Origin of the sequence: Bacillus sp. OV166 (assembly GCF_900177675.1) — a bacterium.
Taxonomy (GTDB): Bacteria; Bacillota; Bacilli; order Bacillales; family Cytobacillaceae; genus Neobacillus.
Map to the genome: position 1 here is coordinate 1691636 of NZ_FXWM01000001.1, position 17512 is coordinate 1709147.

General features: G+C 35.3%; 19 protein-coding genes and 1 pseudogene. 14 read left to right on the forward strand and 6 right to left on the reverse strand.

Features of this window, described 5'->3' with window-relative positions; translation table 11 throughout:
* Window positions 1-94: 94 nt before the first annotated feature.
* On the reverse strand, window positions 95-364 hold the full coding sequence (locus CCK98_RS35170; protein ID WP_179195739.1) for a phage integrase SAM-like domain-containing protein: 270 nt from the start codon (window positions 362-364) through the stop codon (window positions 95-97).
* Here CCK98_RS35170 and CCK98_RS08060 point away from each other — a divergent pair.
* Complete coding sequence (locus CCK98_RS08060; RefSeq protein WP_088086106.1) at window positions 356-709, forward strand: DUF6054 family protein; 354 nt, start codon at window positions 356-358, stop codon at window positions 707-709. The genes CCK98_RS35170 and CCK98_RS08060 overlap by 9 nt on opposite strands.
* A gap of 186 nt (window positions 710-895) precedes the next feature.
* On the opposite strand, the gene CCK98_RS08065 is transcribed toward CCK98_RS08060, so the two are convergent.
* The gene (locus CCK98_RS08065) at window positions 896-2131 is read right to left on the reverse strand and encodes an IS110 family transposase (protein ID WP_088086107.1); all 1236 of its coding nucleotides are present in this window, start codon (window positions 2129-2131) and stop codon (window positions 896-898) included.
* 392 nt (window positions 2132-2523) lie between these two features.
* Here CCK98_RS08065 and CCK98_RS35175 point away from each other — a divergent pair, with 392 nt between their 5' ends.
* A complete protein-coding gene (locus CCK98_RS35175) occupies window positions 2524-2667 on the forward strand; it encodes a hypothetical protein (RefSeq protein ID WP_179195740.1) in 144 nt (47 codons plus the stop codon).
* Window positions 2668-2808: 141 nt separating this feature from the next.
* Here the strand turns inward: CCK98_RS35175 and CCK98_RS08070 are convergent.
* From CCK98_RS08070 to CCK98_RS08080, 3 genes and pseudogenes are all read right to left on the reverse strand, one after another.
* Window positions 2809-4024 (reverse strand): annotated as a pseudogene (locus tag CCK98_RS08070) (IS110 family transposase).
* Between the two features lie 377 nt (window positions 4025-4401).
* Window positions 4402-5115, reverse strand: a complete 714-nt coding sequence (locus CCK98_RS08075; RefSeq protein ID WP_088086108.1) for a GntR family transcriptional regulator — start codon at window positions 5113-5115, stop codon at window positions 4402-4404.
* A gap of 153 nt (window positions 5116-5268) precedes the next feature.
* Complete coding sequence (locus CCK98_RS08080) at window positions 5269-6468, reverse strand: enolase C-terminal domain-like protein (protein ID WP_088086109.1); 1200 nt, start codon at window positions 6466-6468, stop codon at window positions 5269-5271.
* 318 nt (window positions 6469-6786) lie between these two features.
* Between CCK98_RS08080 and CCK98_RS08085 the strand changes: the two genes are divergently transcribed.
* From CCK98_RS08085 to CCK98_RS36090, 7 genes are all read left to right on the forward strand, one after another.
* Window positions 6787-8175: a PTS transporter subunit EIIC gene (locus tag CCK98_RS08085; RefSeq protein ID WP_088086110.1), complete on the forward strand. Its 1389-nt coding sequence runs from the start codon at window positions 6787-6789 to the stop codon at window positions 8173-8175.
* Window positions 8176-8336: 161 nt separating this feature from the next.
* Window positions 8337-8993: a bifunctional 4-hydroxy-2-oxoglutarate aldolase/2-dehydro-3-deoxy-phosphogluconate aldolase gene (locus tag CCK98_RS08090; protein ID WP_088086111.1), complete on the forward strand. Its 657-nt coding sequence runs from the start codon at window positions 8337-8339 to the stop codon at window positions 8991-8993.
* Window positions 8994-9149: 156 nt separating this feature from the next.
* Complete coding sequence (locus tag CCK98_RS08095; protein WP_088086112.1) at window positions 9150-10055, forward strand: Cof-type HAD-IIB family hydrolase; 906 nt, start codon at window positions 9150-9152, stop codon at window positions 10053-10055.
* Complete coding sequence (locus tag CCK98_RS08100; RefSeq protein WP_088086113.1) at window positions 10056-11060, forward strand: sugar kinase; 1005 nt, start codon at window positions 10056-10058, stop codon at window positions 11058-11060.
* A gap of 29 nt (window positions 11061-11089) precedes the next feature.
* Complete coding sequence (locus tag CCK98_RS08105; RefSeq protein WP_088086114.1) at window positions 11090-11584, forward strand: PTS glucose transporter subunit IIA; 495 nt, start codon at window positions 11090-11092, stop codon at window positions 11582-11584.
* 247 nt (window positions 11585-11831) lie between these two features.
* Window positions 11832-12278 carry a hypothetical protein gene (locus tag CCK98_RS08110; protein ID WP_088086115.1) on the forward strand — a complete coding sequence of 149 codons (447 nt, stop codon included), beginning with the start codon at window positions 11832-11834 and terminating at the stop codon, window positions 12276-12278.
* 268 nt (window positions 12279-12546) lie between these two features.
* Complete coding sequence (locus tag CCK98_RS36090) at window positions 12547-12672, forward strand: hypothetical protein (protein ID WP_256942281.1); 126 nt, start codon at window positions 12547-12549, stop codon at window positions 12670-12672.
* A 222-nt stretch (window positions 12673-12894) separates the two neighbouring features.
* On the opposite strand, the gene CCK98_RS08115 is transcribed toward CCK98_RS36090, so the two are convergent.
* The gene (locus CCK98_RS08115) at window positions 12895-13263 is read right to left on the reverse strand and encodes a DUF3888 domain-containing protein (RefSeq protein ID WP_256942282.1); all 369 of its coding nucleotides are present in this window, start codon (window positions 13261-13263) and stop codon (window positions 12895-12897) included.
* 372 nt (window positions 13264-13635) lie between these two features.
* On the opposite strand from CCK98_RS08115, the gene CCK98_RS08120 reads away from it, so the two are divergent.
* The 5 genes from CCK98_RS08120 (at window position 13636) to pdxS (ending at window position 17463) form a co-directional block, all read left to right on the forward strand.
* On the forward strand, window positions 13636-14523 hold the full coding sequence (locus CCK98_RS08120; protein WP_088086116.1) for a DMT family transporter: 888 nt from the start codon (window positions 13636-13638) through the stop codon (window positions 14521-14523).
* 70 nt (window positions 14524-14593) lie between these two features.
* Complete coding sequence (locus tag CCK98_RS08125) at window positions 14594-14950, forward strand: GNAT family N-acetyltransferase (RefSeq protein WP_256942283.1); 357 nt, start codon at window positions 14594-14596, stop codon at window positions 14948-14950.
* 255 nt (window positions 14951-15205) lie between these two features.
* Window positions 15206-15685 (forward strand): Gp49 family protein, encoded by a 480-nt coding sequence (locus CCK98_RS36095; RefSeq protein ID WP_256942284.1) that lies wholly within the window; start codon window positions 15206-15208, stop codon window positions 15683-15685.
* Window positions 15686-15716: 31 nt separating this feature from the next.
* Window positions 15717-15878 (forward strand): hypothetical protein, encoded by a 162-nt coding sequence (locus CCK98_RS35180; RefSeq protein ID WP_179195741.1) that lies wholly within the window; start codon window positions 15717-15719, stop codon window positions 15876-15878.
* Between the two features lie 703 nt (window positions 15879-16581).
* Entirely contained in the window at window positions 16582-17463 is an 882-nt protein-coding gene (gene pdxS, locus CCK98_RS08135; RefSeq protein ID WP_088086117.1) for a pyridoxal 5'-phosphate synthase lyase subunit PdxS, read from the forward strand.
* Window positions 17464-17512: the final 49 nt, after the last annotated feature.

The window sequence follows — 17512 nt, forward strand, 5'->3', positions numbered from 1 at the left end:
AACGTTGAGTTATCAAGGCTTTTTCTATTGTTACAGAGTCCTTATTTTATTAGTACAGATGAATTGGTGGCAGATTAATTTATGAAGTAATTCTTTATGCTTTTTCCTGTTGTTTTTGTTGAAACAAGTAATCAAAGGGTTTTTTTATGTTTTCGACAGGGTTTTCTTTAATGACCCGCCACTCAACAGCTCTATTAAAAATATTTTTCAGGATACGATGGTAAAACTGGATGGTTGCCGATGATAATTGACCTGTTTTTCCATCCGACCTCATCCCATCTTTGCTTAAAGATTCCAAAAAACTTAGTATTTTTGAATTATTCCAAGTCAAAAGGACTGGGGGAGTGGAAAACAAATGAGACATTATCTTGAATTTACTGTGGATGTGAAACCCTTCCAAGCGGTTCAACTTATTTTGGAGGACAAAGATATAAAGTCAACTTTAATATTTGAGGATTATAAAGTTACTGAGAATGTTGAGAAAGAGATTTCAATATTAGTATTTGAACAATTTTTTCTCCGTACTGGTAATACAGCTTCGTTAACTGTCACTGTCGATAATTTTACAGGAGTGACAATTGTAAAGTGTATCTCAGCAGGAAATGGAGATGGAATTTTGGATATTGACTGGGGGGCAGGAAAAGCTTTATTAAAACCAGTTCGAAAAAAACTGGAATCTAACATTATTGAAATATCGAAGGAGACATAGCACACTATTATCCATTTATTCGAGGAAGATTTGGCTTTTATGCTTAAACTAAACCAGCTAATAGTTTGTCAATATTTTTCAATAAAAACTTAAAATATTTCATGGTATACTAAAAATGTGCATGCCAAATAACCTTCCTTATCTCAACTTTTGGAAGGTTTTGTATTGTTTAGTTTTATTTATTATTTAAGCTATATCTTGGAAAGTAGAGTTGCTTCTTAAAAGAGCATAGATCCATTGTAAGAGTTTATTTGCACAGGCTATTACAGCTACTTTATAAGGCTTTCCTTCTTCGCGTTTCTTATCGTAGAACTCTCGTAACCTCTTGTTACGCGGGATGATTTCTTGGGTCATTTTCTTTTTACGACAATCACGAATGGCACATTTAACCGCCAAATATAAGGCACGCCTTAGCCTACTCGAACCTCTCTTAGTTATTTTGTTTACATTTCCTTTAAACCTGCCAGATTCAAAGATACTAGGGTCAATTCCGGCAAATGCTACGAGTTTTTTAGGGTGAGTAAACCGATCAATCTCACCAATTTCTGAAATAATCGTTGCCGCGATTTTTTCTCCGATACCAGGGATTGATTGGATAATCTTATATTCTATAAGTTCTTTTGCTAAAGCATCTATCTCATTTTCAAACGTAGATAGGTGCTTTTGGTATTCTAAAAGCATATTTATATACATTTTTAAGGTTAAAATGTGGCTTTGATATAAGGTTTCCTGAAAAGGATTCCGAGCTGCTGCATCTATAAGTTTCTTTGCTTTTACATCCGCCCACCTTCGAGAACGACTTTTACAATGATCCTTGATTCTAGTTGCTATGGTTTCTTCACCAGCTTCTAAGACATCGTTAGATGTAGGATAATCTAATAAAGTTAGTAAAGAAACAACTGAATATAAGTCCCCAAAAACACCTCTATACTCAGGAAAAACTTGATCAAGAACTGCTTGAAACTGTAGCTTGGTTTGTACAAATATTCCTGTTAAGTTTTCGTGTTGTCTTGTTAGATTACGAAGGTTTAAGAGTTGAATTCCACGTTTTTTATAAGGCTCCAAATCCTCTTTATAGTACATTTCACAGAGATGATTTGCATCGATTATATCTGTTTTTACTTTCCGTAAACTCGAGCTCTTGGCACGATAGGAGACAAGAGGATTAACTATAATTATTAAATAATCTCTGTCCTCAATATACTGGACAACCGGGGTATGATAATGTCCTGTAGCTTCCAGAACAATCGGAGGTTTAACCCCTGTTAAGTTCTCAATTTCTCTTAAATATTGATGTAACGTATCTAATCCCTCAAGGGTATGTGTTACTTTAAAACTACTTTTGTAAGGTTTTTTCTTATCCAAGAAAGCTTGTACCTGACTTTCACCTTTTGCTACATCCAGACCAATGACTGGATTCATTCTAAATCTCCTTCTCCAAAATAAAATTACCGGTACCCCTAATTCCTTCTTGCAGTATCATAGCTTCGCTTGTTATACGAGATCATAGTCCCAACCAGCCTCAATCATGTTTCTACAAGTAGGGGGCGAACTGTTTAGTTGACGGGATCGAGTCCCACGGGTGCTTACGTTCTACCCCGGCTACCGTTATAATAAAACTATATAAAAAATGTTCAACCAGAAATATCTGGCTGAACTTATAATACGAACGGGTGCTTTACTTAAATAAGGAGTAATGCTTTTTTTCTTCAACTAACGAAGCAGATTAGTTTAACTAAGACTAATTTCGTATTACAAAAATATCCAAATCGGATTATTATTAATTTAATATATTGAATGAAGAAGGTTTGAGAATGGATTTACTAGTCGGCTTTTTAATATTTGCGGGTATTTTTGCGTTATATGACGCCTTAAGAAAAGTGAATAATAATATCTTGGACCAAACAGTAGAAATAAAAAAACTACGTGAAGAATTAGCAAAGAATAATAAAAATTAGTATCTTCTTCTTCAACTACCATGAAAATTAACTTCTGCCAGATCCTAAAAATGGCAATACTTAAGTAGACGCAGCTCATTCATTTTTTTTTTAAAAGAGCAGTGCGCCTGATCAAGGTGTTTATGGACAACGAATAATGGATTAGGATGCTTCGGTAATTGTCACCGTATAACCTAAGTTTTCTAGTCTTCGAACTGAATGGCGTACAATAGATACTTGTTTTTGTTTATCGAAATAATCTTCGCCTAAGTCAACATACATTTCCTTTCGGGTTAGAAGGTAATATGCGATTCGTAACATCGCATGGGCGACTACAATTGCTGCCTTTTTCGTTCCTTTTCGTCCGGCTGTACGTCTATATAGTGCACCGAGATAGTTTTTTGACCCTCTTACTGATTGAGCTGCTTCTGTTAATGCGGATCTTAAATACTTATTTCCCTTTTTAGATCTACTAGATTTCCTTTTACCCGCGCTTTCATTATGTCCAGGAACTAAAGCAGCCCAAGAACATAGATGAGCGGCGGTGGAATTGGTTCCCAACATCCGTTCCTATCTCAGCTAAGATTTGTTCAGCCATTCTGGTGGCAATCCCTGGAATGGAATCGAGTCGTTCAATATCTTCCTGATACGAGCTCACTCTTTGAGCTATTTCTTGATCCAACATTTCAATTTGCTCTGTAAGAAAATCAATGTGCGTTAAAATAGTTTTTATCATTAAACGTTGGTGTGGGTTAACATAGCCCCGAAGTGCTAATTCAAGTTCTTCCTTTTTTCGTTTCATTGTACGACGAGCGAAGTTTGCTAGTTTTTCAGGATCGTCTTCACCATTCGCAATGGCTCGAAGCATATCCTTCGATGAAACGCCCATAATATCAGAAACAACAGAACCAAGTTTGATATTAGCTCCTTCTAAAACCTTTTGAATTCGATTATGTTGTCTGGCTCGTTCTTCTATGATACTTCGGCGATAGCGTACAAGTTCCCGCAGTTCTCGTTGATTCCGATCAGGAATAAAACTTGCTTTCAGTAGTCCATGACGAAGAAGTTGGGCTATCCATTCGGCATCTTTAACATCCGTTTTACGTCCCGGAAGTGCCTTCATGTGTTGAGCATTTACAACTAAAAACTCGATTCCTTCGGACTCTAATAAGTTAACAATAGGTTTCCAATAAACACTCGTGCTTTCCATAGCAATGTGAGTACAATTATTCTCCTTAATCCAGTCCAATAACTTTAATAGAAAAACCGTTTTAGTAGAAAACGTTTGAATCTCCTTTCCTTGTGAAGTCATAATACAAGCAGTGATATTGTCCTTATGGACATCCAATCCACATGCTCTTTCAATAATAACATCCATTGAAAACTTCCTTTCTAGGCTTGAAAATTGGAGGCTGGTGCAAGCAATCAGAACTAGGATTAATCTACCACGAGTGCTTCCCGTAAGGGAGCGACAGTTTGTGGTGCACCGTGGTCGTTGGAGTCAGACTAACGGATGGGCTCTAAGGCACCATAGTTTATCGACCTTCCTCTCCCAGCCTTAGGAACAGTATCTAGGATTCGATATATTTTCATTCTTTGTGGTGAAGCGCCGATTTTTGCGCTTCATGGATGGCTAAGGGGTGCTTTAGTGAAAGAAAGGGACCGTAATTTGACGGTCCCTTTTGGTACGAGTAAACATAATACCCAAAATATTTACTCCACAAAATATTGTGAAGAAATGTACCTAGAGTAACATTATTTTTTTCTGTATTTATGACTATGCGGGTTAAAAGGTGTAAAGTAAGAAACCGAATAATCCAAGTTTATCATTTCGCTATATTCGAACACTTTACCGTTTTGAAGAATTCCTCTATTTATTATTTTCATTGCAGCCACTCCTTTTTTACAGTTAAGAAGTGCAGCATCCTCTTTACTAACATTTACAGGAGTATAGGTTGTGATGAAGTGAGATATTTGATAATCACATTGTTGCACATAATCATGCACAGACTTTTTTATTTCTTCTTCATTTAAATCTGGAAAGTAAGAATAAGGTAATCTTGTGGTTTCAATTTGCATTTTGTGGTAATTAACAATCCGAACTCGTTTATATTCCCATAATTTTGCGTGATGTCCGTTTATATCAAAAATCTTTTCTAAGTTATTATCGGGTTTGATCTTTTTTAGATAAATAATTTTAGATTGAATATCTTTAAATTTTTTTTCGGTTAATGAATTATAAATTAATGGACTTTTATATCTTGTTTCATTTACGAAAATTCCTGATCCTTGAATAACTTTAATACATCCAATATTAACTAATTTTTTCAATGCCTCTCGAATTGTATATCGCGATACATCATATTGGTCAGCAAGATCCCTTTCTGTAGGCATTTTTTCACCAGTTTTGTATTTATTTTGATAAATCTTACTCAGGATATCATCAGCAATGAAATCACGTTTGTTCATAGTCATTTACCTCTAGAAAAAAGATTTACTTCCTTTAATTTATCTTTTCATATTTTTTACTTGCAGGAAAGTTTTTAATATTTTTTTTACAATAAAAATGCCTCTAAAGCGTAAATACTCTAGAGGCACTTGAATAAAAGAAGAGTCTGTACTTTATGGTGTGTGAATAGTGCCATTTGGAATACGTGCTTGGGTCCATTCATGTTTACGATAAATGACCGGATATTCTTTTGACATATCTTCATTAAATTCCACGCCAATACCAACTCTTTCAATAGGATAAATATATCCATCCACTACTTCAACAGAGTTAGGGAACATTTTCTTCGTATTTTCATCTGGTTCTTGAATCTCTTGAATTGCTGCATTATGAAGATGAATATTTAAGTGTGTATTGACCGCGACTCCAATAGGAGTCATATCAGACGGACCATGCCAAGCAATCCGAACACCAAAATTCTCACAAAGTGCAGCTAGCTTTAGTGCAGGTGTAATTCCTCCGATTTGAGAAACATGGCAACGAATGAAATCTATTTGACGATTTACAATGAGATTTCTCCACTCAGCTGGATTATTAAATAATTCCCCTGTTGCTATAGGTGTAGTACATTGTGCTCGTAATTGAGATAACCACTCATTTTGATCAGGAGGTAAAATATCTTCTAGAAAGAAAAGCTTATATGGTTCCAGATCTTTTGCCAATTGGAGTGCTTGGTTAGGAAACAGTCTTTCATGAACATCATGAAGAAAATGAATTTCATAACCGTATTCTTCACGTAATGCCTTAAACATAGTCAGGACATCTCTCATATAAATGTCTTGATCAAAGTATTCTCCCTCACTTAAACCTTTTGTTAAGTGCATATTGTGATTTTTGCCGCCATACAGACCTAATTGACAACGAATATGGCGGTATCCCTTCTTGATTAATAGACCAACATTGGAAAAAAGTTCTTCGAGTGTTAATCCATCGGCATGCGTATAAGCTGCAATAGCGTTTTTTGACTTTCCTCCAAATAATTGATAAAGAGGCATATCAGCTAATTTGGCTTTGATATCCCATAAAGCCATGTCCACACCAGCAATAGCGTTATTAATAACTGGACCATTTCTCCAATAAGAATTGACCATCATCATATGCCATATATCTTCAATATGGTTCGCATCACGATTTATTAGTAGTGGTTTTAAATATTCATCAATAATGGTTTGAACAGCTAAAGGGCGTTGCTGAAAAGTTGCACAACCATATCCGTAAACACCTTTATTTGTTTCTATTTTGACAACAATAAGATTATGTCTATGTGGATTAGTCACAAATGATTTAATATCTGTTATAAGTGTAGGTTCCAACTGTGATTCTTCCTCTCGTTTTAAATTGCATTTGTCAACTCGAAGCAATTTATACCTAAATTAAAACATAGTAAAAACACCAGCGTCAATTTGGTACGGGAAGTAGTTTTATTTAAGTAATTTACCATACCAATTTTTAAAAAGCATAAGGGTGAAACCTTGATATAATAGGGTTTTCTTTATTTTTTTGGATTTTTTAAACCGTTTTCAAAGTGCTTTTCATTATGCTATTATTGGCGTGTCAATTCGAATTGCAATTTTGCAGCCATTATTTTGGGAAGTCTATTAAATAATTCATTTTAAGGGGATGAACGAACAGTGAAAGAAAAAGACACTGTACTAAAAATCATCGATTATGTCGGTGGTAAAGAGAACATTAAGAAAGCTTGGCATTGCATGACTAGGCTGCGTTTTGATTTGTATGATCAATCTTTAATAGAACATGATAAAGTTAAACAATTGCAAGGAGTTATCGGAGAACAACTACAAAGCGATCAATATCAAATCATAGTTGGTACAAATGTACAAAAATATTATGCAGTTTTGACAGAAGAACTAGGGATGGACGGAGAGCAAGAAAACGAGCAAGAAATTGATAAGAAAAAAGGTTTCTTCGGACGATTATTTGATGTTGTGTCAGGTGTATTCGGTCCAATTGTTCCCGCAATAGCTGGTGCCGGGATGCTCAAAGGGGTTATTGCTGGTCTCATTGCATTAAAAATATTATCTGCGGATACTGAAACAGTAAAAATTTTAGACTTGGTAGCAAGCAGCGTCTTTTATTTCTTACCATTTTTCCTAGCTGCTTCAGCAGGCAAAATTTTTAAAACCAACCAATATCTTGCCATTGCCATTGCAGCTGGATTTATGTATCCAACCTTAAATGATGCGGCTAAATTAGGTGAGATCAGTCAATTTCATTTTCTTGGTTTACCAATTCCAGTCATTAATTATGCAGGTAATGTTATTCCAGTCATTTTATCTGTTTGGGCATTAAGTTATATTCACAAATGGGTGGATAGGTTTATGCCTAACATTTTAAGAACTGTATTTACACCAACATTAACTTTATTTATTGCTATCCCTTTTGCGTTAATCGTATCTGGACCATTGGGTAGTTACGTAGGAAAAGGAATCGCTTTCATGGTTGAAGGATTATTTAATATTTCTCCTATCTTGGCAGGTGTTGTGATGGGTGCAACAAGACCAATTGAAATTGTATTTGGTGTGCACCACGCAATAACTCCAATTGCGCTTCAAAACTTCGCCGATAAAGGATTTGACATGCTAATGCCTATGATGTTTATGACAAACATGGCGATTGCAGGTGCAACCTTTGCGATGTTTTTCAAAGCTAAAAGCAAAACGGAAAAAACTATTGCTCTTTCGGCAAGTGTTTCTGCTCTTCTAGGGATTACAGAACCAGCTTTATTCGGTGTACTAATTAAAAATAAGAAAGCCTTTATCGCATGTACGATTGGTAGTGCAGTAGCTTCCACATTTTTTGCTACAATGGGTGTTAGAATTTATGGTTATATCCTTTCAAGTATTGTGAGTTTAGTGGCTTATGTTGGACCATATTTTCCGTATGCATTAATTGGAATCGCAATTGCAATAGGTAATTCGTTCGCAATTACTTATATTCTTGTAAAAAAAACAGTAAATAGCGAATCACAAAACGTTAGTGTTTTGAAGAAAACTAGTTAATTATTGATTTGCAACCATTAGATGTGTCCCAAATGGAATCATGTTTGTTAATCAAGACAAATAAACAAGTCGTTTTATAGGCTATAATGATGCTTGACTGCTTTTAGGTGGTCAAGCATTATCTTTACGAAAACCATAAGAAACAATTATAAGGTGATCATATGAAAAAAATTTCAATATTAAATAAATTAGTGAGTAGTGGTGTAATTGCAGTTATAAGAGCAGCTTCGAATAGTGAAGCTTTAAGTGTAACAGAAGCAATTATTAAAGGTGGATTTACTGGATTGGAAGTAACCTTTACAATACCACAAGCTGAAGATTTAATTCGTGAATTAAAGGACAAGTATGCAAACAATGAGGATATTGTAGTTGGAGCTGGTACAGTTTTAGATGCTACTACAGCAAGAATTGCAATTATGGCAGGGGCTGAGTATATCGTTAGTCCTTATTTTGACCAGAAAACAGCGGAATGTTGTAATTTATATCAGATCCCGTATCTTCCTGGATGTATGACTATAACTGAAATTTCCACTGCTTTAAAAGCCGGTGTTGATATTTTAAAACTATTCCCTGGTAGTGCATTTGGTCCTGGATTTGTCAGTGCAATAAAAGGACCTATGCCGCATGTTAATATTATGCCTACTGGTGGTGTAAATTTGGAGAATATGGAAGAATGGTTTGCACATGGATGTATTGCTGTTGGAGTGGGTGGCAATTTATTCGCACCAGCTAAAACGGGAGACTTTGACAAAGTAACCTATCTTGCAAAGCAATACATAGATAAGCTTAAGATGATCAGAGGAGACAGATTATCTTAAGCTGAGTTTTGACTTTAGATGCATGGTGCTGCCGTGTATCTCGATACCATACTTAGTGAATCAAAACCATTTCAAGTAGTGGTCGTGAAGCCAAGGTGGTGATTAGTTTGGCTAGTTATAATCATTTTTTGGACTTTTCAATTAGGAGTGACGGATATGAAACTAATTGCGATTGATTTGGACGGTACCCTATTGTCCCAAGATACTCTCATTACTCAGGAAAATGTGCAGGCTATTCGAAAGGCACAAAGCCAGGGGCATATCGTGATGATATGCTCTGGACGTGCCCCTGAAGATATTCGAGAAATCCTTAAAAAATATGAGCTTTCTTGCCCCTTGGCAGGAAGCAACGGAACGGTTGTTCAAGCTGAAGGAAAATTATTAGGAATCGTTTCAATGAGTCGGGAAAATATCATACAAATCGCAAAGAAATTAGATGACGAGAGGGCTCCTTATCGTATCTATGCCAATCAGGGAATATTTGTACCTGAAGACTGGTCGGAGCGAGTGAACCGTGACCTCCAAGGGGATACCATAAAAGTGGAAGGTCTCTCCGATGAAACCTTTAGAAGGATAACAGAACAACCACAGCAGTCTAATTTAATTAAGTATTTTCATGATTATAATGAATTGTTTGATAGAGTAGACTTGAAAATTCAAAAATTCTTTATACTTACTTTAAATCAACAGAGAAAATCAGAGTTGACTACTTACCTTAGTAATATTTCCGGAGTTGCCACAACTTCGTCAGGACCAATGAACATCGAAGTTATGGATAAATATGGTAATAAGGGAAATGCCCTGAAAATCGTTGCTGACTATTATGGTATTTCTATGGCGGATACCGTGGCAATTGGAGACAACTTTAATGACATCCCAATGCTTAAAGTAGCTGGATTCTCAATCGCCATGGGGAATGCAGATACAGTAGTTAAACAACTTTGCAAAGCCGTAACACTTTCTAATGCTGAAAACGGGGTCTCATATGCCATAGATCAGTTTATACTGAACCAACAAGAGCAATATATTAATTCAGTACAGGCAATTAGAGGAGACAGATAAATGAGTAAAATTTTGACCTTAGGTGAAATTATGCTTCGGTTATCTACTAGTAAAGATACTAGATTAAGTGAATCAAAACAATTCCAAGTTCATTATGGTGGTGGTGAAGCCAATGTGGCTATTAGTTTGGCTAATTATAACCATTTTGTATCTTTCGCAAGTAGAGTACCAAAAAATTCATTGGGACAAGCAGTAAAAAAACACTTACAGCATTTTGGAGTTTCAACCCATTTATTACTTTTTGGTGGGAATAGATTAGGGAGTTATTTCTTAGAAGATGGTGTTGGAGAACGTGCTTCTTCCGTCATTTATGACCGTGCTAATTCTAGTTTTGCAGAAATGGATATGCTTGAATGGTCGATGGATGAGCTCTTTGACAATGTGGAATTATTCCATGTTTCAGGAATTACTCCAGCACTATCAAGTAGCTGGGCAATGCTAACCGAAAAACTAATGAGAGAAGCAAAAAAACGTAATGTGAAAATAAGTTTTGATATTAATTATCGGGCAAGATTATGGAGTTATACCGAGGCAAAAAAGGTGTTATCAACATTGCTCCCTTTGGTGGATTATTGCTCTGCCGGAAAATTAGACGCTATTCATCTTTTTGGGATTAAAGAAAAAAGTATTAATACAGATAATGCCTCTTATTATTACGAACAAATGAGTGAGCTTTATCCTAACATTGAGGTGTTTTATTCAACTTTGAGAGAAATAAAATCAACTAGTGACAATTCTTTGGTAGGAACAATTTGGAATAAAGGTATTTTATATACTTCGAAAAAACACTATATTTCACCAATTATTGATCGTGTTGGTGGGGGAGATGCCTTTTCAGCAGGTGTTTTACATGGATTACTCACAAAAAAAGATTATGATTATACTGTATCATTCGCAACTGCTGCTTCAGCATTGAAACATACAGTTTATGGAGATTGTAACCAATTTTCCATAGAAGAGATTGAAGAATTTATGAATCGTAAAAATCAAAGAATTATACGGTAGATTGGAATAAATGAGGTTGGGGTGTAATCATGCTTAAAGGTTTATTAAATAAGAAAAATAGTTCTAAAATAGAGGAAGTTCTTTCACCTATATTTGGTGATGTTATTCCATTATCGGAAGTGCCTGATCCTGTTTTTGCCCAAAAGATGATAGGAGATGGGATTGCTATTATTCCAAAGAGTGGAAAGGTGGTTTCACCGGTTAATGGTGAAGTTATTCAGGTTTTTCCTACAAAACACGCAATTGGTATTCGGTCTAAAAAGGGGCTTGAAATACTTATCCATATTGGATTAGAAACTGTTGAATTGAATGGAGAAGGTTTCGAGGTACTAGTTAGCAGCAATCAACATGTTAAAACAGGGGACACCTTGGCAAATGTAAATTTAGAGTATTTAAAAAGTAAAAACAAAGACATAATCACTCCTATTATTATTACAAATATGGAGAAGGTTTTGAATGTGGAACCAAATAATAAACATGAAATAACCTGGGGAGATTTATTATTAAGTTGCAATATTAAATAAAATGTTTGGGATTTTTTGAGGTATTGTTCAACTGAAGGCGTGCAAGTGCAAGGATTTATTATGGCATTTTTTTTGTAAAAATAAGAATGTGAAAAATTGTACTTAAACTAAAGGGGTGCTTTACTTCAATAACGAGTAGAGCCTTTTCTTCTGTTGTTCCACTAACGTAAGCAGGTTAGTTGAAGAAGACCTTGAGTATGATAATTACTTAATAAGGATATTGTAAGAAGAAAAAGGAAAAATAATAATGATTGGACTTTTTATCGCAATTATCATATTTAATGTGCTTGCTTTCAAAACTAATAAGAATTTATCGGCAAAACAAATTGCTCATATCTGGTCATTTACAACTGCATTTCAAATGTCTTTAGATGCTTACATAGATTTGAAATATCATGCATACTGGTATTTTACTAAAAATGTGGATTGGGCAGCATTACCAGCCAATACTATGTTACTTCCACCTGTAAATATGATGTTTTTGAATTGGTATCCTTTTAAAAGTTCCTTAATTAAACAAATACGTTATTTTATCTATTGGGAAGTATGTTTGTTAACCTATGAATCCATCACCCTATTGCCCGAACCTTGGGGATATTTTCATTACGGATGGTGGAATTTAGGATATTCAGCAATTATTAATCCTATCTTGCTTGTTATTTTATTGGTTTATTACAAGAGGTTTGTAAACTAGAATAGCATGCATGTTAAACTAAAGGGTGCGATGCTTTAACAAGGCATCACCTTTTTTGGTTTTGATTAACGAAGCAGATTGTGAAAGATTGTACTTAAAGTAACGGGTGCAAGAGTTTAACAAGGTGTTGCAGTAGCAGCATCTTTTTTCTTATTGAGCTAACGTAAGCAGTTTAGTTTAACAAGGAATTAGTAGAAGAAGGAAAAAATGTCCATTATGTAGAAATTTATATTCTGCTTTAATATAAAATTAAGAAGAGGTATCTAATATGGAAAGTAAACACTGGACGATAGTTTATAGGCTTGCTGTTGTTGGCATTTTGATTTATATTGCTACTCGATTGAATCTATTAATTGACTTAACAAGAGTCTTGATTGAATCTTATTCGAGTTAATATTTAAAGGCATTTCATATGGGATGCCTTTTATAAGGAAAATATCGTTGTTACAATTTGATTAATTACCATATTAAAAGAATATTAAGTTTGTGAAATATTGTACTTAAAGTAACGGGTGCGATTGTTTAATAAGAACATTCGCTTTTCTTGTTCAGCAACGGGAGTTTAGTTGAAGAAGGAATAGACGAGTTTGCATCTTTTATTGGCAGTAACATTAACCTAAAAAGGTTTCTTAAGAACATACTTAAACAAATATGGCAGCTTATTAAAATCAAACGATCCCTGCAAGTGCAAGTCAGGAGGAGGGTATTTATATGTCTTTAAGTGCGTGTGAGTTATTAACTTCACTTCAGGTCCATAAGAAATCCGATATGTCATTCGGTCCTTCCCTACTTGAACATGGTGTCCGCCATCGTCAAGCTCGATTTCAAATGTAATCTCCAATATTAAGCCACGGAAGCCATTTACTCTTCTTGTTTCAATCACTTCAATTAACCATGGAGAGACTTGAGGTGAAAAATCCTTTAAAATCTTCGGATAATAATACTTATTCAAATCTTCTCTGATATAAGGAGTAAGCAAATTCATAAGCATATCCTGTAAACGAAGTTCTTCGGAATCTTGAGTTGGTTATCTGCGGAAGCGGTTGTTGTTTGAAAAGAAGTAATAGCAAGAAAGGATAGTATAAAAGCGATTAGCATCTTTTTCATTCTTTTTAATACACCTCTTTTCAACTATTTAATTTATTATTACCTTTTTTGAATAGGGTATGTGCTTATTGAACGGGTGCGTTACCTTAGAAACCATTCTGCTGCTTCGGCAGCCTTCTTTTGTTGTTCCACTACCGGAGCAGGTTTATTGAAGAAGTATATAGAATATCTAAAATAAAATAATTCTATTTTGAGATATAAGTTTGAACCAAACCAGACATTTAGCTCAAGATATAACGGGGGAAAATAGATGAAATTACAACTTAGAGCTGATTTAATGCTGCTAATGATTACATTTTTTTGGGGTGGATCGATTTTACTTACAAAAATTGGTCTCGACTATCTGCAAGAATATAATTTAATCTCATTACGTTTCACTCTTGCATTTCTTTTATCAGGGATTGTATTTTACAAGCACTTAATTAAGACTGATTTTAAAACAGTAAAATATGCTTTTATATTATCGTTTATTTTGTTTATTGTTTATGTGTTTGCGACTTTCGGTACGAAGTATACATCCGTCTCGAATGCTGGTTTTTTATTTAGTCTCACAGTCATATTTATACCATTATTATCTTCTGTATTCTTAAAACAAACGCCTGAAAAAAAAGTTGTTTTCGGAATTGTTTTATCAATAGTAGGAATAGGTCTATTAACCTTACAAAACCAATTTAAGATAGGTTTTGGTGATCTGTATTGTATTCTTTGTGCTTTATTCTATGCCGTTCATATCATGATTACAGGAGCAGTGGCTAAGCATGTAAATTCCATTTCCCTTGGAGTTTTACAACTTGGTTTTGTTGGACTGTTTAGTATTATTTTCTCTATTTTTATGGAAAAACCAAAACTTCCCGACAATTATGAGTCATGGTTTGCAATCTTGGCATTAAGTATATTTTGTACGGGAATCGCTTTCATTGTTCAAATCATTGCCCAGCAACATACCAGTCCAACCCATGCAGGTCTTATTTTTACATTAGAACCTGTTTTTTCCTCTGTTTTTGCTTTCTTTTTCACGGGTGAAACTCTCACATCTAGAGGTTATTTAGGGGCATTACTCTTATTAATAAGTGTTCTAATTGCTGAACTAGATTTTAAAAGTTTATTAAAACTAAATTATCAGAAGTATATGGAATAGATATTTTGTGAGGGTAGATGCCACCCAACAGATTAACCAGTTGTAAAAAGTTTATAGAGGAAGGATTAACATGAAAAAAGTATCTTTAGTTCCAGTCAAGACAGAGGAACGAATCTTGCTTTTAGATTACCTACTTATGGCCGATGAAAGCGAAGAAATCGTCAAGCAGTCCATAAATGATGGCGAGATGTTCTCGATTGGTTATGAGGACAAGGTTGCCGGTGTTGTATTATTTTGTTTCCATCCGAACAACACAGAGCTTAAAAACATCGCCTTAGCCGAACAGTACCGTGGGATGGGGCTAGGCAAGATAGCATTCAAACAGGCTTTTACATTATATCAATCAACGGGACTGCAAAAAATGATCGTCGGCACGGCGAATTCCATTATTGATAACATTGCTTTCTATCAAAAGCTGCGGATTTAGAATGGCGGAAAATAAAAGAGACTTTTTTAAAGCCTATCCAACACCGATCTTTGAAAACGGGATAAGAGCTTTAGATATGATTGTATTTGAAAAAGAGCGATGATTCCTAGTTAGTGTCAGGCCTTCTTGCGATGTGGCCTGGCTTTTTTCGTATGAACGGTTCTAATTTTTTCTCAAGTTTCACAGCTTTTCTACATGCTGAATAGACTAGGTTAATGGAAGCTTATTTAAAAAGGCATGGTGGAGGGAAAGAGCTTGAAGATATACCAAGTGAAAGGGTCGCCAGATAGTGTAATGGAATTGTTGGAAATCACAGAGAATGGGAAAGTGAAGGTTAGGGATATCAACAATGATGAGGTCATTGAAACAACAATGCGAGCCTTTGAAATGGCATTTGAACCATCATCCGATTATTCCTCTATTGAGAAACAACAAGCAAAGGCACTAATGATAAATCATAGTGTACCAGCGGATATCAATGAAATGATCGAAAAATCTCAGGTTAAAGTTGTTAAGGCTTTTGGAATATGCACTATGGTTGCGGTCCAGCTGCCCAATGGGTTTATCATCACCGAATCGATAACCAGTGTAGATGAGGCATCCTATAACAAAGAAACAAACACCCAGATTTGTTTGGAACGGATTAAACATAAAATTAGTGAGCTTGAAGCTTACAAAACTCAAAGTGTAGCGATACAGTCAAGAAATAGGAATCAGGGAAAACAAAATTGCTGAGCTGAAAAAGGAAAATAAGAAATTTCTAAAATTGTCAGCGAATGAAGTAATCGAAAAAGTTGATTATGATGAAGCGGTTAATGAAAATAGAAATGTAATAAAAAAGCTACAATCAGAAATTCTTGAAAAGAAGGATATGTTAAAACGATACACAAAAAGTACAGAGATGGTTGAAAAGTCCAAAATGAACTAAAGAAGCTTATAAATATAAATGATATAACCCCGGAGTTACTTCATAAGCTTATTCATAAAATTGAGCTGAAGGAAAACAAGCATCTTATTATGCACTACGGTTTTTCTAACCCTTTTCTGGTCGATGGAAGTAGTGACCAGTTTACGACACAAGTGTATGTAGAAACAATGGTGGCAAGTTGGTGGCAAACTCCAACATACTGCCACCAACTCCACCTTATTAAACCATTTATGGATGAAATAATATCCTTTTAAATCAACGTTTTCATAACTAAACTGTTATAATCAGATTCACTTTACTTCCTTGACAGGGAAGGGGTCGTGGGTTCGAATCCCTCACAGGTCATCAACTAAAATCCTAACATCTTTATGATGTTAGGATTTTTTTTATATCTTTTAGTTTCTTATTTTAAGTTAAAATTTATTTCAAATCGCTCCGTTTGGTCCTTTAATGGAACTAGAGCCTCTCCATTTTTTCTAATAAATGTGTCCACCGTACCTCAAATATTCTTTTTGCAGTTTAAGTGCAAAAAAACAAGAAAAGTGCCAATAAATTTTGCATATCCTTTCCACAAATAGTGAACAAATAGGAGTTTTTAATATTGGCACGGTAATTGCAAGTTTATAAGTGAAAATTAAATCTTGGATAAATATGTATTGGTATCCATTTTTTGATGTCCATAATCATCTAAGGGGGCTTAACAATGAAAACAGGTACGGATCGTGTAAAAAGAGGCATGGCTGAAATGCAAAAGGGCGGCGTCATTATGGACGTTGTGAATGCTGAGCAAGCAAAAATAGCAGAGGAAGCAGGAGCGGTAGCTGTAATGGCATTGGAGCGCGTTCCTTCTGATATCCGTGCAAGTGGCGGAGTAGCAAGAATGGCAGATCCACGAATTACTGAAGAAGTTATGAATGCGGTTTCTATTCCAGTTATGGCAAAAGCACGTATCGGACACATCGTAGAAGCCCGAATTCTTGAATCATTGGGCGTTGATTATATTGATGAGAGTGAAGTTTTAACACCTGCAGATGAAGAATACCATTTAAATAAAAATGATTATACAGTTCCATTTGTATGTGGTTGCCGTGATCTTGGCGAAGCAGCACGCCGTATAGGTGAAGGTGCATCTATGCTGCGTACAAAAGGAGAGCCGGGAACTGGTAATATCGTAGAAGCTGTTCGTCATATCCGTAAGGTAAATGCACAAGTACGTAAAGTCGCTACAATGAGTGAAGATGAATTGATGACAGAGGCTAAGCTACTTGGAGCTCCCTATGAACTTCTTCTAGAGATTAAGCGTCATGGACGACTGCCTGTAGTAAACTTTGCAGCTGGTGGAGTAGCAACGCCTGCTGATGCTGCACTTATGATGCAATTAGGTGCTGATGGAGTATTTGTTGGTTCTGGAATCTTCAAATCTGATAACCCAGCAAAATTCGCTAGAGCTATCGTGGAAGCAACAACCCACTATAAGGACTATAAACTAATTGCAGAGATTTCAAAAAATCTTGGAATTGCAATGAAAGGTATTGAGATTTCAACTCTGTCTCCTGAAGCGCGAATGCAGGAACGTGGTTGGTAAAAATTTAAAATCTTTCTAGAAGGATTTTAACATACAGGGGAGAATAATC